The organism is Bradyrhizobium nitroreducens, from assembly GCF_002776695.1.
Classification (GTDB): Bacteria; Pseudomonadota; Alphaproteobacteria; order Rhizobiales; family Xanthobacteraceae; genus Bradyrhizobium; species Bradyrhizobium nitroreducens.
Window position 1 is genome coordinate 5,814,677 of the sequence record NZ_LFJC01000003.1, and the last position, 22,966, is coordinate 5,837,642.

The 22,966-nt window shown below is 63.5% G+C and carries 20 protein-coding genes and 2 pseudogenes; 16 read left to right on the top strand and 6 right to left on the bottom strand.

Features of this window, described 5'->3' with window-relative positions; all coding sequences use genetic code 11:
• Positions 1-2: 2 nt before the first annotated feature.
• From TSA1_RS27895 to TSA1_RS27920, 6 genes are all read left to right on the top strand, one after another.
• On the top strand, positions 3-413 hold the full coding sequence (locus TSA1_RS27895) for a GNAT family N-acetyltransferase (RefSeq protein WP_161497267.1): 411 nt from the start codon (positions 3-5) through the stop codon (positions 411-413).
• Between the two features lie 40 nt (positions 414-453).
• Positions 454-663: a hypothetical protein gene (locus tag TSA1_RS40095; RefSeq protein WP_174719105.1), complete on the top strand. Its 210-nt coding sequence runs from the start codon at positions 454-456 to the stop codon at positions 661-663.
• Positions 660-2,561: a cobaltochelatase subunit CobT gene (gene cobT, locus TSA1_RS27905; protein WP_100179147.1), complete on the top strand. Its 1,902-nt coding sequence runs from the start codon at positions 660-662 to the stop codon at positions 2,559-2,561. The genes TSA1_RS40095 and cobT overlap by 4 nt, the downstream gene beginning before the upstream one ends.
• Positions 2,558-3,652, top strand: a complete 1,095-nt coding sequence (locus TSA1_RS27910) for an esterase-like activity of phytase family protein (RefSeq protein ID WP_100179148.1) — start codon at positions 2,558-2,560, stop codon at positions 3,650-3,652. The genes cobT and TSA1_RS27910 overlap by 4 nt, the downstream gene beginning before the upstream one ends.
• A 208-nt stretch (positions 3,653-3,860) precedes the next feature.
• On the top strand, positions 3,861-4,973 hold the full coding sequence (locus tag TSA1_RS27915; protein WP_100179149.1) for an NADH:flavin oxidoreductase/NADH oxidase: 1,113 nt from the start codon (positions 3,861-3,863) through the stop codon (positions 4,971-4,973).
• Between the two features lie 119 nt (positions 4,974-5,092).
• Positions 5,093-5,500 carry a hypothetical protein gene (locus tag TSA1_RS27920; RefSeq protein WP_100179150.1) on the top strand — a complete coding sequence of 136 codons (408 nt, stop codon included), beginning with the start codon at positions 5,093-5,095 and terminating at the stop codon, positions 5,498-5,500.
• 173 nt (positions 5,501-5,673) lie between these two features.
• On the opposite strand, the gene TSA1_RS27925 is transcribed toward TSA1_RS27920, so the two are convergent.
• From TSA1_RS27925 to TSA1_RS27935, 3 genes are all read right to left on the bottom strand, one after another.
• The gene (locus TSA1_RS27925; RefSeq protein ID WP_100179151.1) at positions 5,674-5,925 is read right to left on the bottom strand and encodes a PilZ domain-containing protein; all 252 of its coding nucleotides are present in this window, start codon (positions 5,923-5,925) and stop codon (positions 5,674-5,676) included.
• Between the two features lie 329 nt (positions 5,926-6,254).
• Positions 6,255-7,574 carry a T6SS phospholipase effector Tle1-like catalytic domain-containing protein gene (locus tag TSA1_RS27930; RefSeq protein ID WP_100179152.1) on the bottom strand — a complete coding sequence of 440 codons (1,320 nt, stop codon included), beginning with the start codon at positions 7,572-7,574 and terminating at the stop codon, positions 6,255-6,257.
• Positions 7,575-7,842: 268 nt separating this feature from the next.
• Entirely contained in the window at positions 7,843-8,184 is a 342-nt protein-coding gene (locus tag TSA1_RS27935) for a hypothetical protein (RefSeq protein WP_145984383.1), read from the bottom strand.
• Between the two features lie 354 nt (positions 8,185-8,538).
• Here TSA1_RS27935 and TSA1_RS27940 point away from each other — a divergent pair, with 354 nt between their 5' ends.
• From TSA1_RS27940 to TSA1_RS27960, 5 genes are all read left to right on the top strand, one after another.
• Positions 8,539-8,808: a hypothetical protein gene (locus TSA1_RS27940; RefSeq protein WP_100179154.1), complete on the top strand. Its 270-nt coding sequence runs from the start codon at positions 8,539-8,541 to the stop codon at positions 8,806-8,808.
• Entirely contained in the window at positions 8,801-9,097 is a 297-nt protein-coding gene (locus tag TSA1_RS27945; protein WP_100179155.1) for a hypothetical protein, read from the top strand. The genes TSA1_RS27940 and TSA1_RS27945 overlap by 8 nt, the downstream gene beginning before the upstream one ends.
• Before the next feature lie 177 nt (positions 9,098-9,274).
• Positions 9,275-9,553, top strand: a complete 279-nt coding sequence (locus TSA1_RS27950; RefSeq protein ID WP_100179156.1) for a DUF1488 family protein — start codon at positions 9,275-9,277, stop codon at positions 9,551-9,553.
• 268 nt (positions 9,554-9,821) lie between these two features.
• Positions 9,822-10,400 (top strand): ComF family protein, encoded by a 579-nt coding sequence (locus TSA1_RS27955; RefSeq protein ID WP_100179157.1) that lies wholly within the window; start codon positions 9,822-9,824, stop codon positions 10,398-10,400.
• The gene (locus TSA1_RS27960) at positions 10,397-10,954 is read left to right on the top strand and encodes a hypothetical protein (RefSeq protein WP_100179158.1); all 558 of its coding nucleotides are present in this window, start codon (positions 10,397-10,399) and stop codon (positions 10,952-10,954) included. The genes TSA1_RS27955 and TSA1_RS27960 overlap by 4 nt, the downstream gene beginning before the upstream one ends.
• Positions 10,955-10,962: 8 nt before the next feature.
• On the opposite strand, the pseudogene TSA1_RS27965 reads toward TSA1_RS27960, so the two are convergent.
• The 3 genes and pseudogenes from TSA1_RS27965 to rpmB all read right to left on the bottom strand — a co-directional run.
• A pseudogene (locus TSA1_RS27965) lies at positions 10,963-11,184 on the bottom strand (phospholipase effector Tle1 domain-containing protein); the annotation flags it as partial.
• A gap of 93 nt (positions 11,185-11,277) precedes the next feature.
• Positions 11,278-14,976 carry a DEAD/DEAH box helicase gene (locus TSA1_RS27970; protein ID WP_100179159.1) on the bottom strand — a complete coding sequence of 1,233 codons (3,699 nt, stop codon included), beginning with the start codon at positions 14,974-14,976 and terminating at the stop codon, positions 11,278-11,280.
• A gap of 195 nt (positions 14,977-15,171) precedes the next feature.
• Positions 15,172-15,483, bottom strand: coding sequence for a 50S ribosomal protein L28 (rpmB, locus tag TSA1_RS27975; RefSeq protein WP_097666901.1), 312 nt, complete (start codon positions 15,481-15,483; stop codon positions 15,172-15,174).
• Positions 15,484-16,065: 582 nt separating this feature from the next.
• On the opposite strand from rpmB, the gene TSA1_RS27980 reads away from it, so the two are divergent.
• The 5 genes and pseudogenes from TSA1_RS27980 to TSA1_RS28000 all read left to right on the top strand — a co-directional run bounded on the left by TSA1_RS27980 (position 16,066) and on the right by TSA1_RS28000 (position 22,895).
• Complete coding sequence (locus TSA1_RS27980) at positions 16,066-16,887, top strand: DUF3108 domain-containing protein (protein ID WP_174719343.1); 822 nt, start codon at positions 16,066-16,068, stop codon at positions 16,885-16,887.
• Positions 16,888-17,581: 694 nt separating this feature from the next.
• Entirely contained in the window at positions 17,582-21,001 is a 3,420-nt protein-coding gene (locus TSA1_RS27985; protein WP_100179160.1) for a helicase-related protein, read from the top strand.
• Between the two features lie 13 nt (positions 21,002-21,014).
• Positions 21,015-21,278: pseudogene (locus TSA1_RS27990) on the top strand (RNA-binding S4 domain-containing protein); the annotation flags it as partial.
• Positions 21,279-21,411: 133 nt separating this feature from the next.
• A complete protein-coding gene (fdxA, locus tag TSA1_RS27995; protein ID WP_063198086.1) occupies positions 21,412-21,750 on the top strand; it encodes a ferredoxin FdxA in 339 nt (112 codons plus the stop codon).
• A gap of 344 nt (positions 21,751-22,094) precedes the next feature.
• On the top strand, positions 22,095-22,895 hold the full coding sequence (locus tag TSA1_RS28000) for a CarD family transcriptional regulator (protein WP_174719106.1): 801 nt from the start codon (positions 22,095-22,097) through the stop codon (positions 22,893-22,895).
• Positions 22,896-22,966: the final 71 nt, after the last annotated feature.

Genomic DNA, 22,966 nt, shown 5'->3' on the forward strand with positions numbered 1-22,966 from the left:
CGTTGGAGGTCCGGATCGAGACAACTTACGGCGCGACGAAGAAATTCGTCGCAGCCGGTCTCGAGGCCTTCAATCGGCAGCATCAAACGGCCGGTGCGCCAAAGTCGTTTGCGGTGACTGTCAGAGAGAATGACGATGCGCGAGGCGGTTTGGTCGCCGAAGGTGTTGGTCATTGGATGGTCTTCACTCTTTTATGGGTAGAAGACCGATATCGTCGCCGCGGCTTTGGGACCTCATTGCTTCGTACGGCAGAAGCTGAATCGAAGAAGAGAGGTGCAGTTGGTGTTCTGGTGGATACCTATTCGTTTCAGGCGCCGGCCTTCTATAGCAAGAATGGCTACGCGATCTACGGACAGGTTGACGACTTTCCGGAAGCCGGGATGACTTGGTTTCGATTTAAGAAGGCGCTTTGATCGGTTGGCCCCCTTGGATTCTGCAGAGAAGGCGAATGCGATGAGCACGACGACCGGCAAAGTCCGCCCCGGGTCGAACGAAACATCGACCGCGCCCGCCCGCTACGAGGACGATCTCTATGGCTGGGTCGATGCTCAGATCGCATTGCTGAAGGCGGGCCGGCTGACCGAACGACGCGCGTCATCGAATTTGACGATCTCCGGTCGCCGGAAGAATAACATGTTGCTGGAGCTTCGGCCGATCCCATGACCACCTCCAACTCCAAATTCCGCAGCTCCAAGGAAGCGCCGACCGAGCCGTTCAAGCGCTCGGTGGCCTCCTGCCTGAAGGCGATCGCGAAATCGCCCGAGCTCGACGTCTCCTTCGCGGCCGAGCGTCCGGGCCTCGCGCCCGGCAAAGCCCGTTTGCCCGAACCCGCGCGAAAAATGACCAAGCGCGACGCCGCGATCGTGCGCGGCCATGCCGATTCCATCGCGCTCAAGATCGCCTGTCACGATGCAAAACTGCATCGCAAGCTGATGCCGGGCAATCCGCAGGCGCGCGGCGTGTTCGAGGCGGTGGAGCAGGCCCGCGTCGAGGCGATCGGCGCGCGCCGCATGGCGGGCGTTGCGAAAAACCTCACGGCGATGCTCGACGACCATTTCCATCGCGGCAAGTTCGACGAGATCACCGATCGCGCCGACGCGCCGCTCGCGGACGCGCTGGCGATGCTGGTGCGCGAGCGCCTGACGGGTCTTGCGCCGCCGACCGCCGCCAAGAAGATGGTGGATCTCTGGCGCCCCATCCTCGAGGACAAGATCGGCAAGCGGCTCGACCGGCTCGATACTCTCGTCGAGGACCAGACCAGGTTCGGCGATGCCGTGCACGACCTCCTGACGGCGCTGGAGCTCGGCGACGAGCGCAACGCCGACAGCGAGGACAATGACGACAACGACGAGAACCAGGACGGCGACAACGACCAGTCCGGTGCGGAAGGGTCGCCCGATTCCGATGCCGCCCAGGAGATGAGCGCCGACCAGGCGCAGGCGTCGAGCGAGGAGATGAGCGAGAGCGCGATGGAAAGCGCGCAGGCCTCGACCTCCGACACCTTCGACGACGGCGAGCTCGGCGACGACGAGACGCCGGGCGAGGCAACGCGTCCGAACCAGCACGGCAAGAACGAGCCGCGCGGGCCGGAATACCACGCCTTCGCGCCCAAGTTCGACGAGGTCATCGCGGCCGAAGACCTCTGCGACCATGACGAGCTGGAGCGCCTGCGCGCCTATCTCGACAAGCAGCTCGCGCATCTGCAGGGCATCGTCGCCCGTCTCGCCAACCGGCTGCAGCGCAAGCTGATGGCGCAGCAGAACCGCGCCTGGGAGTTCGATCTCGAAGAGGGCATCCTCGACCCCGCGCGGCTGTCGCGCGTCGTCACCGATCCCTATCACCCGCTGTCCTTCATGCACGAGAAGGAGGCGACGTTCCGCGACACCGTGGTGACGCTGCTGCTCGACAATTCCGGCTCGATGCGCGGACGCCCCATTACGGTCGCCGCGACCTGCGCCGACATCCTCGCGCGCACGCTGGAGCGTTGCGGCGTCAAGGTCGAGATTCTGGGCTTCACCACGCGCGCCTGGAAGGGCGGGCAATCGCGCGAGGCGTGGCTTGCCGCCGGCAAGCCGGCCAATCCCGGCCGCCTCAACGATCTCCGCCACATCATCTACAAATCCGCCGACGCCCCCTGGCGCCGTGCGCGGAAGAATCTCGGCCTGATGATGCGCGAGGGGCTCTTGAAGGAGAACATCGACGGCGAGGCGCTGGACTGGGCGCACAAGCGCCTGCTCGGCCGGCCCGAGCAGCGCAAGATCCTGATGATGATCTCGGACGGCGCGCCGGTCGACGATTCCACGCTGTCGGTCAATCCCGGCAATTATCTCGAGCGGCACCTGCGCCACATCATCGAGGAGATCGAGACCCGCTCGCCGGTCGAGCTGATCGCGATCGGCATCGGCCATGACGTCACGCGCTACTATCGCCGCGCCGTGACGATCGTGGATGCGGAAGAGCTCGGCGGCGCCATCACCGAGAAGCTCGCCGAGCTGTTCAGCGAGACCAACACCGCGCCCACCCAGCCGGCCGGTCGCCCGCGACGCAAATTGCATTCGTGAGCACGCACTCATCCCGCCGCAGCTTTCTCAAATACGCTGCGGCGGGAGTCTCCACTCTTGCAGCCTCCCGCACCGTTCTGGCGCAGGGCGCGGCCGAGCCGCCGCGGCGCGCGCTTGCGATCGAGAACGCTGTCAGCGAGCCCGTCGGCGTCGAGGTCAACGCGCGCCCCATTCCGAATTTCGAGCCGCGCGACCGCACGCGCACGCGCTTCGGCTCGCTGGAGTACCGCAGCGGCCTGGTGCTGACCTCGCGCTATCGCGGCTTCGGTGGCCTGTCCGGCATCCGGCTCGATGCCAAGGGCGAGCGCTTCCTCGCGGTCTCCGACCAGGGCGGCTGGTTCACCGGGACCATCCGCTATTCCGGTGGCAGGATGGTTGGCCTCGACGACGTCGAGGCCGCGCCGCTGCTCGGGGCCGAGGGCCGGCCGATCACCGAGAAGCCGCTGTGGTGGGATTCGGAATCGATCGCGCGGGACGGCAGCCTCGTCTATGTCGGGCTCGAGCGGGTCAACCAGATCCTGCGCTATGATTTCTCAAAAGGTGGCACGCGCGCGCGCGGCGAGGTGGTGCCGGTGCCGGCGGGCGTGCGCAAGCTGCCGTCCAACAAGGGACTGGAGGCGCTGGTCGTCGTGCCCCAAGAAAAGTACAAAGGCAAGGACCAGAACATGCCGCTGGCGGGCACGCTGATCGCCTTCTCCGAGCGGGGGCTCGACCATGACGGCAACCTCACAGCCTTCCTGATCGGCGGCGCCTCGCCCGGCCAGTTCAGCGTGCGCCGCACCGAGAAATACGACATCAGCGACGCCGTGCTCTTGCCCTCCGGCGAGCTCCTGATCCTCGAGCGCAAATTCTCCTGGTTCACCGGCGTCAACATCCGCATCCGCTCGATCCCCCTGAAGTCCATCGCACCGGGCGCGCTGGTCGACGGCCCCGCTTTGTTCGCCGCCGATCTCGGCCACGAGATCGACAACATGGAAGGCATCGACGCCCATGTCACGGCCGAGGGCGAGACCGTGCTGACGCTGATCTCCGACGACAATTTCTCGATGCTCCAGCGCACCCTGCTGCTGCAATTCACGCTGGCGGAGTAGGCGCGGCTGTCGCGTCATCCTCCGCTGTCATCCCGGGCTCGCGACTTCGTCGCGCCCCGGGATGACGGTGGCGAGAGAGCTCGATCAGCCAAGCCATTTTCCGCAAATGCACGCCCTGGCGACCCGCCATCCGCTCGTGCCGCTGGCAATCCGCCGCTCGTCCACTAAACTCTCTGCACAATCCTCCATCCCACTGGAACTCCCCCGCATGAGCGCCCTGTTTTCCCCGATCAAGCTGCGCGGCCTGACCTTGAAGAACCGCGTCGTGGTGTCGCCGATGTGCCAATATTCGGCCGACGACGGCGTCGCCACCGACTGGCACTTCACCCACATCAACAATCTCAGCCTGTCGGGTGCGGCGATGTTCTGCATCGAGGCGACCCATGTCGAGGCGATCGGCCGCATCACGCCGGGTTGCCTCGGGCTCTACAGCGATGCGGCCGAAGCCGCGCTGAAGCAGATCCTCACCTCGGTGCGCAAGCATTCCTCCACGGCCATCGCGATGCAGCTCGCCCATGCCGGCCGCAAGGCTTCCAGCGCGCGGCCCTGGGACGGCGGCCAGCTGATTCCGGTCGAGCAGGGCGGCTGGCAGACCGTGGCGCCGTCGGCGCTGCCGCACAAGGAGAGGGAGGCTGCCCCGACCGCGCTCGATGCCGCCGGCCTCGAGCGCATCCGCGAGGCCTTCGTCGATGCGGCCCGCCGCGCGGAGCGCATCGGCATCGACGCCATCGAGCTGCACGGCGCGCACGGCTATCTCCTGCATCAGTTCCTGTCGCCGATCTCCAACAGGCGCACCGACGAATATGGCGGCTCGCTCGAGAACCGCATGCGCTTTCCGCTCGAAATCTACGATGCGGTGCGCGCGGTGTTCCCGCACGACAAGCCCGTGGGCATGCGGGTGTCGTCGACCGACTGGGTCGAGGGCGGCTGGGATCTGGCGCAGACGATCGAGTTCGCCAAGGCGCTGAAGGCGCGCGGCGTCGACTGGATCGACGCCTCCTCCGGCGGCGTATCGCCGTTGCAGAAGATCCCGCTCGGTCCCGGCTATCAGGTGCAGTTTGCGGAGGCGATCAAGCGCGAGACGCGATTGCCCACCATCGGCGTCGGCCTGATCACGGAGGCCAGGCAGGCGGAAGAGATCGTCAGCAGTGGCAAGGCCGACATGGTCGCGCTCGCCCGCGGCATGCTCTACGACCCGCGCTGGGCCTGGCACGCCGCCGCCGAGCTCGGCGGCGAGGTCGAAGCGCCGCCGCAATATTGGCGCTCGCAGCCCTCCGCGCAAAAGGCGCTGTTCGGCAAGACGACGTTTGGGGCGCGGTAGGAGAACGACGGCGGAGTGGGTGGCGTGCCTCCACCGCGCTCCTCCGTAAATCCCCTCAGCTTCCACCCCCCGCAAAACTGGCCTAACCTTGCGCCAAGTCGAGGCAACGGAGGCCGGCCATGCGTTATCCTGTCCGCAAAGCTGCCCACATCTTCGAGCGCGTGGGCCTGGCGATGGCTGGTGCGGCCTGCGGGCTGTTCATCGGAGCCCATGTGGGATCGGAGATTCCGCAGCTCACCACGCAGGGCTTTCTGCTGTTGATGATGCTGCTTGGCGCGGTCGGCTTCTATCTCGGCATCGACACGCCGCAGATGCCGTTCGACGACGCCCACAGCCACATCGACGCCGCCGAATTCCTCTCGGCCGCCGGCACGCTGTTCGCCACGCTCACCGCCTTCGTCTCCGTCGCCGTCATCGTGCTGCGGCTCGATCCGCACATGGGCTGGACCTGGCTCGTCTTCATCGGCTGGCTCGCCGGCGTCGCCATGCAGATCGTGGCCGGCGCAAAGGCCAGGATGCGGAAGTAGGCGGTTTTACCCTCCCCTGGAGGGGGAGGGTCGGCTCACATTGAGCGCAGCGAAAATGTGAGACGGGGTGGGGTGACGGTCTCACCGCGACGAATAGTGCCCGTGTGGAGAGATCACCCCACCCCGCTCGCGCTGCGCGCGATCGACCCTCCCCCTCCAGGGGAGGGTGAGATTCAAAACACCACGCCCACGCGCGTGCCGCGCTTCCAGGCGATGCGGCAGCGCTTCTTGGTGTTGACGTGCAGCAGCTCGAAGCGATCGGGGATTTTCACCTGTCCGCCGAGATCGACGCAGGCCCCGCCGGGCGAATAGTCGATCAGCGTGCAGGGAATCACGGGCGCGCGCGGATCGGTGATGATCTTGGCTTGGCGCGATACCAGCCCTGCGGGTTTCACGCGGGCATATTTGCGTGGGAATTGCGGCACGTCTCCTCCAGCTCCGCAAGGTTTCGCGGTCGATGCAGCGATGATGGAAGAGAGAAGATGCGATCCGGCTAAGCCGCGCGGGAGAATTTTAACGAAAAGTGTCGGCGAAGGCGGAAAGCGAAGGTAGTGGGCCACCCTCCCCTGGAGGGGTCCGGGACGAGCGTAGCTCGCCCGAGGGTCGGCTCGCGTCGCGCAGCGAGGCGAGACGGGGTGGGGTGATCTCTCCACGCAAAGACTGCTCGTGGGGAGAGATCATCCCACCCCGCTCGCGCTACGCGCGATCGACCCTCCCCCTCCAGGGGAGGGTAAGAGAGCGCGAGCGCCCCGCATCACCCCGCCACGCTCTCTCCCGTCGCCGCCTCCATCCCCGGCGGCACCGGCATCGGCACCGTCACATAGTCCTTCGGCATGTTCACCGGCCGGTACTTCGGCTCCACTGCCATCCGCTTCAACACGCTCTCATGCACATGCGCGCCTTCGGGAATGAGGCGCGGCTCGCAATCGGGGATGTAGAAGCCGAGAAACACCTTCCGCTCCGGCCACTCCCGGTACTTCGCACTCTTCGGGATGAACTCCAGCAGCCGCCAGGCCGCTGTCATCGAATTGTGCAGCACGCCGGTCTTGCCCGTATAGGCCGGCTCGACATATTTGAACGGCGAGTTCTTGCGCTGGATGCCCCAGGCGAGCTGCTTCACGGTGGCCGGGTTGAAGTTCAGCCCCGCCTTCTCGGCTTCCGCGATCATCCAGATCAGCGGATATTTGGAGTCGCCGCTTTCGGCTTCCGGATAGCCGCCGCCGACGTCGCTGTGTACGCCGGCGAACCACACCTGCCAGATGTCCTGCGGCACCTTCTTTTCGTCGGGCACGTAGCGGTTGCTCCAGAACTCCTGCGGCTGCTCGTACTTCTTGAGGCGGAACATGCAGCGCCGCTCGTCGATCGCCATCGCCTGCCGGAAGATCCGGACGCTCGGGTTGCGCAGCGTGAAGGCGAGCTCCTCCAGGCTCGGCCAAAACAGCCGGTCGGGGCGCGGCACGATCACGCTCGCCACCGTGTCCCACACGCCGATGAAGTGGATGGTCGGCCAGCGCGTCGAGGTGATGCGCGCGAACTGCGCGGCGAGGTCGAACTGGTCCTTCGGCAGCGGCCCCTGCTCGTCGAACGTGACGTCGCTGAGATCCTCGATGTCGTTGCCGCGCCCGGTGCCGGAATATTGCTTGTAGGCGACGAGGCCACTGCCTGCGAGGTTCGCCTGCTCCGGCCGGATCAGGCCGATCTTGTGGATCAGCCCCGCCAGCACGCGCACCGTATAGGCGCCGCGCGAGAAGCCGAACAGATAGATGCGGTCGCCCGGCGCGTAGTGCTCGACCAGGAAGCAATAGGCGCTGAGCACGTTGTCATCGAGCCCGTAGCCGGTGGCGAGCCCCAGCACCAGGTTGACGTTCGCCTTGAGCCGGTGCCACGTCGTCGGCTCCGTCACCGTGCCGACGCCGGGATCGTAGAACACCATCTGCCGCGGCTGCGTCCGGTCGGTCTTGCGCAGGCAGCGATAGAGCTTCAGGACGTTGGAGATGTTCTCGCTGATCTCGTTGCCGGTGCCGTCGCAGCAGATGACGAGGTTTTTCGGTTCGGGTCTCGGTGCGTGCTCCACAGGTCGGCCTCTCCAGGTGATGCTACCGGAGCGAGTATAGCCGATAAGCGTGGCGGCGAGGAGACGATGGTGCTTGTCCCGGCTGCGATGCGCTCCCTCGCCCCGCTTGCGGGGTCGGGACGAGCTAAGCTCGCCCTGAGAGGGTTGGGTGAGGGGGAGTCTCCGCGAGGGAGGTGAGAGTTGGATCCGTGGAGAGTCCCCCTCACCCGGAATTTGCTGCAGCAAATTCCGGCCTCTCCCCGCAAGCGGGGAGAGGCGAAGGAAGCCCCTACTTCTTCTTCGCCGGACCGAAATCCGGTTGCCAGGCCGCGTCCTTGCGGCTCGGCGCGGCGGCGATCACCTTGGCCTTGTCCTTCTTCGGCTTCTTGGTTTCGCGGTTGCCGCGTTGCTGTCCCTTGGCCATGTCGCTCTCCTGTGGTTTGAGTTCGCCGAGTTCGTCCGCCTGCAGCACGCGCCCGCACGGCGTGCAGACGCGTACGTCCATGTAGCCGTCGCGCAGCAGCTTGTGCGCCAGGCGCAATGCGACAGTGGCGTTGTCGCGTCCGAGATTGGAGCTGCCATATTCCTTTGTGCCGCTGACGAGATAGGGCACGCGCGCGGTCCTAGCCATTGAAGAGGGCTGCCGCGCATATCAGCAGCAGCAGGAACAATGGAACGATCACCGGCGGCACGATCCATTCGGAAAGGCGGAACTTCGACATGCTCGCTCCCGGAAACTCGCGGCGGGAGCGCAAACCGACCCTCAGTCACCGGTCGAAGCCGTTGCCGAGTTGCGGTGATGCGATCGACCCTACGCCTGCCGCGCTCCGATAGCGAGGACTAAAACGCCGTGCGCGCAATCACCGCGCCTGGCGCCGCGGCGCGCGCTGCACCGACAATAACGCTGGCTATTGCCGCGCAATGCGCGCATGCTCGCGTCCGCCAGCGTCCGGTGGGGCCCCCTCTTTTCGAAAGGCAGGCGCGCATGACCATCCGCTCGCGGCGCGAATCCGTGACGTTCAAGCATCCATTCCACATCCGCGGCATCGCGCGCGAACTGCCGGCGGGCGCCTATGAGGTCGTCACCGACGAGGAGATGATCGAGGGCCTGTCGTTCGCCGCCTGGCGCCGCGTCGCGACCATGATCACGGTGCCCGCGGAAGGCGGGCCCGGCGGCACCGCGGAGATGCATGCGATCGGCTCGATCGACCTCGCGGACGCTCAACGCATCGACGCGAGCGCCGCCAATGACTGACCATCCCGTCGACCTCGACAGGCATCGCGGCATGGCCGCGCAGAAGGCGACCGATCTGCGCCGCGCGCTGGCCGATGTCGAGAACAATGTCAGGCAGCTGCGCGAGCGCGAGGCCGATCTCGAACACCGCCTGATGACCGTGCCCGCCATCTCCTGGCCCGAGGCCGCGGTGAAGGCGCGCTACCTGCTCAACCTCTATGCCGCGAGCCTGCCGGTCGAGGACACGCGCCACCGCGCGCTGGTGTCGGCGCTGCTCGACGATTTCGCCCGGCTGTCGGAGGAGAGCTGAGGCGAGTCTCGGCCGCTCGCGTCGCCTCACGCGCGAAAAGACGCGGACGCGACGCGGGCGGCCGGCCCTTGCCGGCCCTTGCTGGCCCTTGGGGGCACTCGTCCGGGCTCGTCGCGCCGAAGCCGCGCCGAAGGCGGAAGCAGCCGGGCTTAACCAACCCTCGACAAGGAGCAGGCGATGACACTCAGCAGCGGCCGCTACATCGGCCTCCAATACGAGCGGATGATCGTGCTGTTCTCGATGCGCGACGGCGCGCGCGAGATCGGCTGCGCGATCTCGACCTCGGCGATGGACGATCTCGAGCGCGGCCCCAGGGTCCCCCCCGAGCACCGCGAAGCCCAGTTCACCCGCCTGCGCGAGCGCATCGAAGCCTGCGCCGCCGGCAAATACCACGCCAGCGAATTCGAGGGGCAGCCGCCGGGGATCGTGCTGCGGAGTATCGATTTTCGGGGGTAGGGGGAGGGGGGCGCTTACGTCGTCGGCCCCGTCACCGCTTTGGCCCCGGTATCGCAGGACGCCATCTGCCGCGGCTGCGTCCTGACGAGGTCTTTGGGGAAGAGGGCAGGTGCGGGATCACGCACGGAATCCATGGGATGCGCCTCGGGGGATGCTGCCGGGGCGAGTATAGCGGAGACGGAGTGGAAGCGCCCAAGTTTGGCGGAAACGTCGACGACATCCGGAGGTTGATACTAATATATCCTCCATCAAAGATGGCGGAGGGCATATGGCGATCAACCTGGACGGTAACTGGAAATCGGGCAAGGCCTACGATCTGCATACTGTATCGAGCACCCATCTCGGGACGGATGAGTCCGGTCATGATCGATTTGACAATACCCGCAGCGAGATGGGCGAGCTCGTGTATCAGCTCAAGTACAAGGGCGATAAGTCCAAAGTTCAGCAGATCGTCACCTTGCTTGACGACATCAAGGGAATCGAGGGATTTGATTTCATCATTCCCATTCCACCGACAAAGAAGAACCGCCCGGTTCAGCCGGTCGAACTGATTGCGGAGGCGCTTGGTGCACGGCGCAAGGTGGCGGTTGCAGTGGGTGCGCTTACCAACAGCGGCAATGAAGAATTGAAGGGTATTACCGACCCGATCGCGCGCAAGGAACTCCTCGATGAGGCCCTCAAGCTGGACGCCTCCCAGGGCAGGTTCAGAGGCAGGAAAGTATTGCTGGTCGACGATCTCTATCGTTCCGGCTCCACGCTACGCGTCGCGACCGATTTGCTATATAAGGAAGGCGAGGCAGCGCAGGTTTCCGTCCTGACGATGACCAAAACGAGAAGCAATCGATGACCACCGTCTTCCTGTCCGGCTCCCGAAAGATCTCTCGTATTGGAAGCGAGGTTCGTGGCCGGCTGGAAAACATGGTCCAGAACGGGCTGACGATCGTCACCGGCGATGCCAATGGCGCCGACAAGGCCATGCAATCCTGTCTGCACGAGTTGGGCTATTCCGACATCACGGTGTATTTCGTCGGAGCCGCGCCACGGAACAATGTCGGAAACTGGCCGACCCGCAACGTCGTTGCCGACGCGAAATTGCAGGGGCGGGAATTCTACGCTCAAAAAGACCGCGCGATGGCTGATATCGCCGATCTCGGTTTTGTCCTGTGGGACGGCAAGAGTTCCGGGTCGGTTCAGAACATGCTCTGGCTCGTCGCGCGAAGGAAGGCGGTCGTGGTCTACTACGCTCCCGAAAAGCAGTTCTACAATTTCAGGAGCGAGAACGAGCTGGTCGATTTTCTCAGCGCTTGCGATGATGAGACGCTGGACGATCTCGGTCGAAAAGTCGCGCTACCCGAACGCTTGAAGAAGGCGCATCGAACGCAGCAGGTACTCAATCTCTAGACAGCCATCGACGGCACATCGTCATCGAGCCCATGGCTGGTGGCGAGCCCCAGCACCAGGTTGACGTTGGCCTTGAGCCGGTGTCACGTCGTCGGCTCCGTCACCGTGCCGACCCCGGTATCGCACGACACCATCTGCCGCGGCTGCGTCCGGTCGGTCTTGCGCAGGCCGCGATGGAGCTTGAGGACGTTGGAGATGTTCTCGCTGATCTCGTTGCCGGTGCCGTCACAAGGTCCAGCGGATCGTCTCCTTGCTTGACGATATCAAGGAAATCGAAGGATTGATTTCATCATTCCCATTTGTTCCCCCCCCCAAACAAAAGACTAGCGGTCGATTTCTATCCAATTCTCCTTGCCACGTTTTCCGACACAGATACGGCCGATAATGCTTCTAGTCGAAAAGTCGTAAAGGGCGCCAACTTGATATACGCGAAGCCCCAGCATTGCTCGTGATTCGGAGGATGTTGCCAAGTGCCGACTGTCAGGTGACACAATTGCAGCCTCTACTCGATACTTTCCACCGTTCTTGGCTGACGAGAGCTGGCTAGCAACCTCCGGCCATCTTTCGACGCCATCCGAATTTCGCCGGATGCCATTGAGCATCTCGATGAGGGGCTGAAGCCGGTAGGGCGCATTTGGCGTCATGTAGTCAAGGTGGATCGCAAGCCCAGTTAATTCACAAGTTCGGATGTCGTCCGGGTGGGCTGTTCGGCCGCTCCATGCGCACGTTTGTCGCTCAGTAGGTGTGCAAAATGTGCCGGTCGATGATCGTTGGGCGATCTGCTCCAAGAGCCGGAGACCAGATAGACTGCTGGTCACGAAGTAGCGCTTGAGTGCCAGTCTGCCGCTTACGGAACATCTTTCGAGGCCAATTGGTAAGACCATCTTGCCGGTAACTTCGCACTTCTCAAGAACTCCTGTTCTGACAGGATGCCCGGTTATCTCGCATTTTTCTGCTTCGTCCATCGCGATGGGGAGGCGTGTTTCGTGACAAAACACAAATTCTTGCTTGTGCCCCGTTCTTCCAGAGACGGACGATTTCATTTCTTCGTCGCGCCGATAGTCCTTTCCAGAAATTTCACTGACGGCCAATTCGTCGGGAAGAAAATCCGACTTGGTGAACGAGCACGCTCGAAAATGCTCTGCTTCGGCCTTCTTTCCACTCATTGCGGACGTCTTGAGGAGGTCGGCTGAGATCAATTTTCCAGATACGGCAGACAGGTCTGCTTCCTCACGAAGAATGCGCTTTCCGCTTTGTGCGCAGACAATCGTGAACTCCGGGAGGACTAGGCGTCCGCTCATCTCGGATCTTATAAGGAGGTGCTGGAGCACGTAGGCGCCTGTTACGTCACATCGCGACAAACAGTGGTTAGGTACGGTCTTTCCAGACTTAGAGCATAAGCTCAGTTCGGGGGCTCGAATGAGTGTTCCATCATGTGGCCGAACGACGAGTAGGCTCTCGTATTCGTCCTCTGAGTCGATGGTATATCGTACCTTTACTCCGATTTCCCTATGCACTCTGCCGTCCAGTCCGACGAGGGTCATTTCCAGTCGGGGAGTGAACTCGTCTTCCAGCTTCTTGCGCTTGCGCGTATCAGATGTGCGCATAGTTTCGTATTCCCGGCGCTCTAGGTAGAAGCGCGAGAACTCCGAAATGCTGTCATCCGATAAGGCGGCTCGCTGAAGTCTGTCGATATCGATGCCGAGTGCTTGAGGCTTGTCGAACGCCTTTGGGATTGGATTGATGGCAGTCTTGCCCGGCTCGGTGCGGTGATCTTGATTCTTGCAGTCGATGCCCACGAGCCGCTCATAGCTATCATGAGCTACAGTGGCTCTGATCCGTAGGAGGGCTGACCCGCCGAACACTCGGATGGCATCGATCAGTTCTGAGGACGTGAAGCGTCCACCGAATTGCGTAATCCAGGTCTGTGCAATTTCTCGGGATGCTCGTGTCGGATCTTGGTCGAGGTCGTCCACCTCGTGGAGTCCGCTCGCAACGATGCGACTGACGAGGCGCTGAAAGGCCGGCGCCCCCGGTGCATATAATGTAGTTCGTTTGGCTGGGTCGGCTGGGTCTGCGAATCTAATGTATTCGCGTCCCCCATTCTCTTCAGCACGGAGAAGTCCATTGGGTTCCTCGGTCAGCTGAACTTTCAGGAATTTGAGCGCCGCCAGTGCGAACTCACGAGGAGCGATCGAGCATTCATTCTTCGGAAGTGTTGGAGTGCGTGGGCCGTCATACTCGGCTTCGTCCATGCCTCCAAGCATGGCGTTGATATTTGCCTCTTCGCGTTCGAGCTCTAACTTGGCGTCCTCAATGCTCTTTTCAGCAAGTTTTGTGGCCCTTTCGACGTCTTTTCCTGCGAGAGCAGCCAGCACAAGATCTAGAATTCTGTCTTCAAAGCCAGATCCGCCATCTTCATCTCCGTCGCTGACATCCGCGCCTTGCAGAAGAGCTTCAACATCACCGACAGCGTGTGATGCCATCTGAAGTTTTTCCATCAGCCGACCGACGATGTAATCTTCAAACGTGCCTCTTAGAGTGACGTTGTAGATGCTTACAAATGCATGAGCCGAAGCGAGACGCTGCACACGCCCGATCCGCTGTTCGACAATCATCGGATTCCAGGGCAGATCATAGTTGACGAGTACGTTTGCTATTTGAAGATTGACGCCTTCGGAGCCAGCTTCTGTTGAAACGATAACTCTGTAGCGTGGCGGTGTTTCACGGAAGAGCTTAATGGTCTCCTGGTTTCGTTCCCCCGAGTCGCCATTAATTATGCCGACTTTCAGCCCGTGGCCTTCGAGGAAGTTTTGGATTGTTGTCTGAGTCTCTCGTCGGATCGTGAATACGACCAACCGCCAGCCGTCGGGATTTTCCTTCTTTAGCTTTTCTATCAGCTTGTTGAGGCCGAGAAGCTTCGCCGTTAGCGGCATCTTGGTAACGATGCCTTTGACTGTCGTTGCAAGGTCGGCCGGAGCCGTCCCGTTTCGAGCCATATTGTCCAACTGAGCGGAGAGTGCCTCGGGACTGCTCGTCAACGCCTGAAGTATCGAGATCTGGGTAAGTCGATTGAGCTTTTGAATCGGCTCAGCAATCGCTTTGATGAGCTGCAGCTCTGCAGGCGTTGGGTCTACCTCGTGCCGTAAGACCTTTCGTTCAGGGAAATAGAGTTTCGCATCACCTCGACGAACCCGGGACATGTAGCCGTAGACGATTGACCGAAATTCGTCTCTTGCCTCTTCCTTTAACTGGCGTGCCCCATCCCGAGGATCTGCAACAAATTTCCTGATGAACGTGCCTTCGTTGCCGAAGGGGTTGTCATGTCCGCGAGCGACAGTCAGTAGGTCAACGAGAGAATATAGGTCCCACAACCGGTTTTGGATGGGCGTGGCGGTCAGCATTAGAACGTAGGGAAATCGTCGTTCCTCTAGCGCCTTGCGAAAGCGTTTGGCCACCTGAGGAGTATTGGGGACGCCGTATAGATTCCTTAGCTTGTGCGCTTCGTCTAGGACGAGCATCTGGAAACGGTCTTCCGGAAGTCTTTCGAGATACAACCGAGCTGAGTTGTATGTTGTGATTACCGCGCCGACCTCGTCAGGCTCAGCGGTAAGTAGGTCCCTTCCAAATGCAACGATGCCTGGAAAGTTGAACTTCGACTCCAGTTCCTCCTTCCATTGCTGGGCGAGAATTTTTGGGCAGACGATTAGGACTTTGGACAGCCGAGATCGGACGACAAGTTCGCTGATAATCAGACCAGCGCTGATCGTTTTGCCGAGACCGACATCATCCGCGAGCAGAGTTACCGGAAGGCGACGACAGAATGTAATGAGGTTGGTGACTTGGTGATGGTAAGGAGTAAGATGATCATTCCATCGTGGCGCTGACTTAAAATCTTCCGGGCGATCAATAACTATCGGATCGGTCAGATCCCATTCGAGACCTGCTCGGTAAATTCTATAATCTTCGGGCTCTTTGCTCCGGCTAAGAATCTTTGACTTAAATTCTGTGGCGACGTCCATCCTCCGACCCAATCTAAGACGTGCTCAACCGCAGGATGCTCGGTTCTACCCTGACGGGCAAGTGCACTTTCGTTGATGGGCCGGGACCAAAAAACAAAAACGGCCGGATCTTCCGATCCGGCCGCAACGCAAACTCTTACTCGGCTAAGCCTACGCCACGCGACGCAACCTAGCCCCCGCCCAATTCTGAAAAACTCAGCTCGCCTTCTTCGCCGGGGCAGCCGTCGGGCCGACCTTCTTGACGATCGCGCGCTTCAGTTCGAGGGCGCGCGGGGAGAGGTTGTCGGCGTTGGCCTTGAGCAGGAAGGCATCGAGGCCGCCATTGTGGTCGACGCTCTTCACCGCGTTGGTGGAGACGCGCAGGCGCACGTTGCGCTCCAGGGCTTCCGAAATGAAGGTCACGTTGACCAGGTTCGGCAGGAAGCGGCGCTTGGTCTTGATGTTGGAGTGGCTGACCTTGTGGCCGACGAGGGGGCCCTTGGCCGTCAGTTCGCAGCGGCGAGACATGGCATCAATCCTTATCCTAAAACCCCCAACGATGTGCGGCCGCCATTCTGGGCGCCACGGGGGCGAATTCTCTGTCCTTGCAGGGAGCGGGCGGACGTATAGGGGGGAAGGGGCGGGACGTCAAGTTTTCGGGCGGTCTTTTCGCCTCTCCCCGCCTGCGGGGAGAGGCCGGAATGCGCGCGAATAGCGCGGATTCCGGGTGAGGGGGGCTCTCCACGGGGGAGGTGTACGGTAGGGATACCCAACTGCCACCGCCCTCGCGGCGAGTCCCCCTCACCCCGACCCTCTCCCCGCAAGCGGGGCGAGGGGGAAGAGACAGAGGGGGAGAGGCGAAGAGATCACCAAAACGGCAATGTTTGTCGCGCCTTACCATCACATAAAGGGCGCATTCGGGCCCGAAGAGTCCGGTGGAGTTCCCTGGGACTCCGGTGGAGTTCCCCGGCCAGACACGCCGGGACACATTGTTTGTCGCGGTTTTTGGCTTAAGTAACGGCCATCGCGTCCCGATTGGCGCCCCGATTGGATTGTTTCGTGCCCACAACGCCCTTTTCTGCGCTCAAATCGCGCTTCGCTCGCCCGCGCCTGGCCGGCTGGCTGACGGTGGTTTGCGGCTTGGCCGTGGTGTGGGGCGCAGCGCCGGCAGCGGCGCAGGGCAAGCTCGAGGCGCAATATGAGGCCTCGCTCGCCGGCATTCCCGTCGGCAAGGGCGCCTGGAACATCGACATCCAGGACGACGTGTTCGCGGCTGCGGCCTCCGGCGGCACCTCGGGCCTGCTGAAATCCTTCACCGGCGGGTCCGGCACCGGCGCTTCGCAGGGGCGCGTCGTCAATGGCGCGCTGGTCGCGACCGGCTACCAGGCCTCCACCACCACCTCGAAGAAGACCGAAGAGATCCGCATCACGCTCGACAAGGGCAATGTGAAGGATTTTGCCATCCTGCCGGAGCCGCCGGTCGATCCCGACCGCATCGTCGTCACCGAGGCGCATCGCCGCGGTGTCTGGGACCCCATGACGGCCTCGCTGCTGCGGGTATCAGGCACTGGCGACCCCGTCTCGCCGGAGGCCTGCCACAACTCGGCCCCCGTGTTCGACGGCCGCATGCGCTACGAGCTCAAGCTCGATTTCAAGCGCATGGAGAGCGTGAAGGCGGAGAAGGGCTACAAGGGCCCGGTCGTGGTCTGCGCGATCTATTTCGTGCCCGTCGCCGGCTACATCCCCGACCGTCCCGTGATCAAATACCTCGCCGCCCAGCGCAACATGGAAATCGCGTTCGCCCCCGTCGCCGGCACGCGCATCCTGGTCCCGTTCTGGCTGAAAGTGCCGACCCCGCTGGGGCCTGCCATGCTGGAAGCGACCAGCTTCATCACCACCGCCCAGCCGCCCCGCGTGGCGAAGACGCAGTAGGACGACCACGGCAGCGGTGCCTCTTAACCCTCCCCTGGAGGGGGAGGGTCGGCAGCCATCGAGCGTAAGCGAGATGGGTGACGGGGTGGGGTGATCTCTCCCCACGGGGACTGTTCGTGTTGAGAGATCACCCCACCCCGCTCGCGCTGCGCGCGATCGACCCTCCCCCTCCAGGGGAGGGTAAGAAAGATCCAGCAATTTCAACCACATCTCTACTGTGCATGGGGTTGTTTTCGCAAAAATGAGTTGGGCCGGCTGCCGCCCTGGAATCCATTTGACTCCTCCCCGATTCTGATTCGACTCCGCGCCGTCCCCAACTTAAGGCTTTCCGCCCTCGAACCGTCACTTGTGCGGCAACCGAAAACTCCATCTAGTTGCAGCCAACAAGACTCCCGCGACATGTTGCGTGAACGGAACGGGACTCAATTGGGAGTCAGCGATTCGGCCGCGATTCGTTCTAGAGTCGTTCCGAAGCTTAAGGCCAACGGGAAAAGCGTCGCAAAGTGAGACAGTTGCGCGGGATTTGGAGCGATGCTCCCACACACTCCGCCGTCGTGCCCCGGTCGAGCCGGGCGATGACAGTCGTGACGGCCGCGCCAGCACAGCGTTCGCAGACATGGCTGACACCTTGCGCGCCCTCCGCCCCAATCCGGCACTGACATTCGCCCAAATCGCCACTACCTAATTCCCTTACATGGCCTTTTCCTCCTCCCCCTTCGCTTCCGAGCGCGCCCTTCACGATCGAGTGCCTGGCGCCGGCGTCACTGCGGTGCTCGGGCCGACCAACACCGGCAAGACCCATCTCGCCATCGAGCGGATGCTCGCGCATCCCTCGGGCATGATCGGCCTGCCGCTGCGCCTGCTCGCGCGCGAGGTCTACAACAAGATCGCCGCGCGGGTCGGCAGCGAGGCGGTCGCGCTCGTCACCGGCGAGGAGAAGATCAAGCCGAGAAATCCGCGCTATTGGGTCTCGACCGTCGAGGCGATGCCGCGCGATCTCGACCTCTCCTTCCTCGCCGTCGACGAGGTGCAGATCGCGAGCGATCTCGAACGCGGCCACGTCTTCACCGATCGCATCCTCAACCGCCGCGGCCGCGACGAGACGCTGCTCTTGGGCGCTGCCACCATGCGCCCGATCATCGAGCGGCTGCTGCCCGGCGTCTCCATGATCACGCGTCCCAGGCTGTCGCAGCTGGAATTCGCCGGCGACCGCAAGATCACGCGCCAGCCGCGCCGCACCGCCATCGTCGCGTTCTCGGCCGATGAGGTCTACGCCATCGCCGAGCTGATCAAGCGCCAGCATGGCGGCGCCGCCGTGGTGCTGGGATCGCTCTCGCCCCGCACGCGCAATGCGCAGGTGGAGATGTTCCAGAACGGCGACGTCGACTATCTCGTCGCCACCGACGCCGTCGGCATGGGCCTCAATCTCGACGTCGACCACGTCGCCTTCGCCTCCGACCGCAAGTTCGACGGCTACCAGTTCCGCCGCCTGACGCCGTCCGAATTCGCGCAGATCGCGGGCCGCGCCGGCCGCGCCACGCGCAACGGCACGTTCGGGACGACGGGGCGCTGCGCGCCGTTCGAGCCCGAGCTCGTCAACGCGCTGCAGAACCACACCTTCGACAATGTGAAGGTGCTGCAATGGCGCAATGCGAAGCTGGATTTCTCCTCGCTCGGCGCGCTGCAGGTCTCGCTGAACCTCGCCCCCGGGCACGAGGCGCTGACGCGCGCGCCCGTCGCCGAGGACATGCGCGTGCTCGAGCACGCCGCCCGCGACGTCGAGGTGCGCGATATCGCGCATGGCAAGGAGGCCGTGGAACGGCTGTGGGAAGCCTGCCAGGTCCCGGATTATCGCAAATTGTCGCCGGCCGCCCATGCCGAGCTGGTGACCACGCTCTACGGCTTCCTGATGCAGAAGGGATGCATTCCCGATGCCTGGTTCGCCGCCCAGGTCACCCAGGCCGACCGCATCGACGGCGACATCGACACGCTGTCGGCCCGGATCGCGCAAATCCGCACCTGGACCTTCGTCGCCAACCGTCCGGACTGGCTGAAAGGCCCCGAACGCTGGCAGGGGGTGACGCGGGAGGTCGAAAATAAATTATCGGATGCGCTCCATGAACGCTTGACTGAGCGTTTCGTTGATCGCCGGACCAGTGTATTGATGCGCCGCCTGCGGGAGAACACGAGCTTGAATACTGAAATCGGCAAGACCGGCGAAGTCATCGTCGAAGGCCATGTCATCGGCCGCCTCGACGGCTTCACCTTTGCACCGGATGCGGCGGAAGCAGGCTCCGATGCGAAAGCCTTGCAGGCTGCAGCGCAAGCGGTGCTCGCCGGCGAGATCAACACGCGCGCCGAACGGCTCGGCAATGCGCCCGACGATCAGTTCGTGCTGACCTCCGAAGGCATCATTCGCTGGACCGGCGATGCCGTGGCGCGACTGTCTGCCGCAGAGGACGCGCTGCATCCGCGGATCCGCATCATCTCCGACGAGCGCCTGACCGGCGCCCCCCGCGAGAAGGTGCAGGCCCGGCTCGAGCTCTGGCTCAAGACCCATATCGAGAAGCTGCTCGGGCCGATGTTCGAGCTCTCCAAGGCCGAGGACGTCACCGGCATCGCCCGCGGCATCGCCTATCAGCTCGTCGAGGCGCTCGGCGTGCTGGAGCGGCCCAGAATCGCCAACGAGCTGAAGGATCTCGACCAGCCCTCGCGCGCGGTCTTGCGGAAGTACGGCGTCCGCTTCGGCGCCTATCACATCTATTTCCCCGGCCTGCTCAAGCCCGCCGCGCGCGCGCTCGCCGCGCTGTTGTGGGCGCTGAAGCAGGACAATGTCGATCTGTCCTCGCTCTCGGGCGCGCAGCATCTGGCCTCCTCGGGCCGCACCTCGTTCCCGGTCGACAAGGCGCTGCCGCGCGATGCCTATCGCGTGCTCGGCTACAAGCAGGCCGGCGAGCGCGCCGTGCGCGTCGACATCCTGGAGCGTCTTGCCGATCTGATCCGCCCGGCGCTGGCCTGGCGCGAGAACGCCTCCGGCGAAAAGCCGGCCGGCGCTTTCGACGGCCGCGGCTTCGTCGTGACGCAGGCGATGACCTCGCTCACGGGATCTGCCGGCGAGGATTTTGCGTCCGTGCTGCGCGCGCTCGGCTATCGCATGGAGAAGCGTCCGCCGCTGCCGGCAAAACCGGCCGTGGTGGAGGCGGTCGCGGCCGAGACGCCGCCGGTCGAAGGCAGCGCCGAGACCGCGAATGAGGCCTCGACCGAAGCCGCCGCGGAGGCCGTTGCCGGCCTGCCCGAGGAGACGCCGGCTGCGGAGACTGCTGTCGAAGCCGTCACCGTCGAGGACGCGCCCGGCATGGAGCAGCACGACGAGCCCGCGCCGGCCGAGCCCGCGCTCGAAGCTTCTCCTGAAGCGCCCGTCACGCCTGAAGATGCCCCCGGTATCGCGCCGCCGGCCGAACAGGCCGCTGCGCCGGCGGAGGCTGCCGGCCTCGAAGCGGCTGCCGCCGAGACCGTGGCAACGGAAGCCGCTGCATCGGCCGATGCCGCCGCGCCTGAGGCTGCGGCCACGCCCGCCGAGCCCGAGCTGGTCGAGGTCTGGCGTCCCGGCGGCCGTCACGAGGACCGCAAGCCGCGCCACGAGCGCCACCGCCACCAGCGTCATCACGGCCAGCGCCCGCAGGCCGGTGCCGAGGCCGGCGCCGCAGCCGGTGAAGCGAGCGCCGCGCCCGGCGAAGCGGCCGAAGGCGCGAAGCCGGGGCATCGCCATGGCGGCGGTCACCGTCGCGACGGCAACAAGGACTTCCGCAAGCCGCGCGAAGGTGGCGAGGGCGGCGAGCGCCGCGACGACCGCAATCGCAGCTTCCAGGGCAAGGACCGCGACAAGGATCGCGATCGCAACCGCGACAACAAGAAGTTCGGCGGCGATCGCGACAAGGGCCGCGACAACCGTGGCCGTGACCGCGACAAGGGCCGTGACCGTCAGGGCGGTCCGTCGCTCCGTCCCTATGCCTCGAGCGCGAATCCGCGCGAGCGCGATCGTCCTGCCGATCCGAACTCGCCCTTCGCCAAGCTCGCCGCGCTGAAGGAGCAGCTGTCGGGGCGCAAGGAGTAGTCCCACGACGACCGAGCGGCAGCGCCTCGACAAATGGCTGTGGCACGCGCGGGTGGTGAAGGCGCGCACCTCGGCTGCCGAGCTGGTCGAGACCGGCCACGTCCGCGTCAACGGTGAGCGCGAAAAGTCGCCGGGCCATGCGGTCAAGCTCGGCGACGTCATCACTGTCGCGCTCGATCGCACGGTGCGCGTCTTGCGAGTGACAAGCTTTAGCGAACGCCGCGGCGATGCTGCTTCGGCACGCGAGCTCTACGAGGAGCTCGGAACGCGCAATTAATTGCGCTTCTCATTCATTTCTTGGTCGATCAAACGCGCAAAGCCGTCATGATCGGGCTTGTCGAGCTTGCGGCGCCGGGCCATCCGCGCTAGGCAAGCCGCGACTTCTAAAAGAGCTTTTCGGAGCGTGTTGGATGACTTACGTCGTCACTGAAAACTGCATCAAGTGCAAGTACACCGACTGCGTCGAGGTCTGCCCGGTCGATTGCTTCTACGAGGGTGACAACATGCTCGTCATCCACCCCGACGAGTGCATCGATTGCGGCGTGTGCGAGCCGGAATGCCCCGCCGACGCCATCAAGCCGGACACGGAACCGGGCCTGGAAAAGTGGCTGGAAGTGAACACCCAGTACGCCAAGAGCTGGCCGAACATCACCCAGAAGAAAGAATCACCTGCCGACGCCAAGGAATTCGACGGCATGGAAGGCAAGTTCGAGAAATATTTTTCTCCGAACCCCGGCTCCGGCGACTAATTCGGGCCCAAACTTAACCCTAATAGCGGCCCTGCCGCCGAAAACCAGCCCTGAAGACCCCTAAATCATTGATTTTTGCGGGAAATGTGCTATATTGGGCACATTAAGCCGAACCCCGTCAGCCCCGTTGGCCCCTCTGGGTTCCCGTGAAACCAAATGTCGAACAGGGGCGTGGCAGTTTCCGCGCGCAGGCTGTGTCACAGAAAACGCGTAAAAAGAGTACTTCAGCGAGGGCTTCCCATAAGGAGGCCAAAAAAGTCGCCGCGGCCAGCCGTAGCGCATCCAAGGGTCGGACCGCGACGAAGGCGCCGGCTGCAAAGTCCTCGAAGAACAAAAGAAGCGCAATGCCTAACAAGACTGCCAAACCGGCCGCGAAAGCGACCGCTGCTAAGCCTGCTGCCAAGCCTGTGACTGCCAAGGCTCCCGCTGCCAAGCCTGCCGCGCCGAAGGCTCCCGTTGCTGCTGCTCCTGCCAAGGCTCCTGTCGCTGCCAAGCCGGCCGCGAAGCCCGCTGTTGCGCCGAAGGTCGAGGAAAAGAAGGTCGTGACCCAGCGCCAGGGCTTCAAGGCCAACGAATTCGTCGTCTATCCCGCTCACGGCGTCGGCCAGATCCTGGCCATCGAGGAGCAGGAGATCGCCGGTGCGAAGCTCGAGCTGTTCGTCATCAACTTCATCAAGGACAAGATGACGTTGCGCGTGCCGACCGCCAAGGTCGCCAATGTCGGCATGCGCAAGCTGTCCGAGCCGACGCTGGTCAAGAAGGCGCTGGAGACCCTCAAGGGTCGTGCCCGCGTCAAGCGCACCATGTGGTCGCGCCGCGCCCAGGAATACGAAGCGAAGATCAATTCGGGCGACATCGTCGCGATCGCGGAAGTCGTGCGCGACCTCTACCGCTCGGAATCGCAGCCGGAGCAGTCCTACAGCGAACGCCAGCTCTATGAAGCGGCGCTCGACCGTCTGTCCCGCGAGATCGCGGTGGTGCAGCACTCGACCGAGACCGAAGCGGTCAAGGAGATCGAGGCCCAGCTCGCCAAGAGCCCGCGCCGCAATGCCAAGGCGGAAGCCGCCGAGGGCGAGGCCGATGCCGAGGGCGAGACCGACGACACCGATGGCGACGACACCACCGTCGCCGACGAGGCCGCGTAAGCGCTTTCGTCGCGTCGATCGCAACAGATCAAAAGCCCGGCCGCTCGGCCGGGCTTTTTGTTTGGGGTGCC

What these genes read in the sequence shown, in the direction of transcription:
- TSA1_RS28000 (WP_174719106.1), top strand. Translation starts at nt 22,095, where the DNA reads ATGCCTAACAAGACTGCCAAACCGGCCGCGAAAGCGACCGCTGCTAAG.
- TSA1_RS27935 (WP_145984383.1), bottom strand. Translation starts at nt 8,184, where the DNA reads ATGGCTAGGACCGCGCGCGTGCCCTATCTCGTCAGCGGCACAAAGGAA.
- TSA1_RS27920 (WP_100179150.1), top strand. Translation starts at nt 5,093, where the DNA reads ATGCGTTATCCTGTCCGCAAAGCTGCCCACATCTTCGAGCGCGTGGGC.
- TSA1_RS27955 (WP_100179157.1), top strand. Translation starts at nt 9,822, where the DNA reads ATGGCGATCAACCTGGACGGTAACTGGAAATCGGGCAAGGCCTACGAT.
- rpmB (WP_097666901.1), bottom strand. Translation starts at nt 15,483, where the DNA reads ATGTCTCGCCGCTGCGAACTGACGGCCAAGGGCCCCCTCGTCGGCCAC.
- cobT (WP_100179147.1), top strand. Translation starts at nt 660, where the DNA reads ATGACCACCTCCAACTCCAAATTCCGCAGCTCCAAGGAAGCGCCGACC.
- TSA1_RS27945 (WP_100179155.1), top strand. Translation starts at nt 8,801, where the DNA reads ATGACTGACCATCCCGTCGACCTCGACAGGCATCGCGGCATGGCCGCG.
- TSA1_RS40095 (WP_174719105.1), top strand. Translation starts at nt 454, where the DNA reads ATGAGCACGACGACCGGCAAAGTCCGCCCCGGGTCGAACGAAACATCG.
- TSA1_RS27985 (WP_100179160.1), top strand. Translation starts at nt 17,582, where the DNA reads ATGGCCTTTTCCTCCTCCCCCTTCGCTTCCGAGCGCGCCCTTCACGAT.
- TSA1_RS27940 (WP_100179154.1), top strand. Translation starts at nt 8,539, where the DNA reads ATGACCATCCGCTCGCGGCGCGAATCCGTGACGTTCAAGCATCCATTC.
- TSA1_RS27950 (WP_100179156.1), top strand. Translation starts at nt 9,275, where the DNA reads ATGACACTCAGCAGCGGCCGCTACATCGGCCTCCAATACGAGCGGATG.
- TSA1_RS27960 (WP_100179158.1), top strand. Translation starts at nt 10,397, where the DNA reads ATGACCACCGTCTTCCTGTCCGGCTCCCGAAAGATCTCTCGTATTGGA.
- TSA1_RS27970 (WP_100179159.1), bottom strand. Translation starts at nt 14,976, where the DNA reads ATGGACGTCGCCACAGAATTTAAGTCAAAGATTCTTAGCCGGAGCAAA.
- TSA1_RS27915 (WP_100179149.1), top strand. Translation starts at nt 3,861, where the DNA reads ATGAGCGCCCTGTTTTCCCCGATCAAGCTGCGCGGCCTGACCTTGAAG.
- fdxA (WP_063198086.1), top strand. Translation starts at nt 21,412, where the DNA reads ATGACTTACGTCGTCACTGAAAACTGCATCAAGTGCAAGTACACCGAC.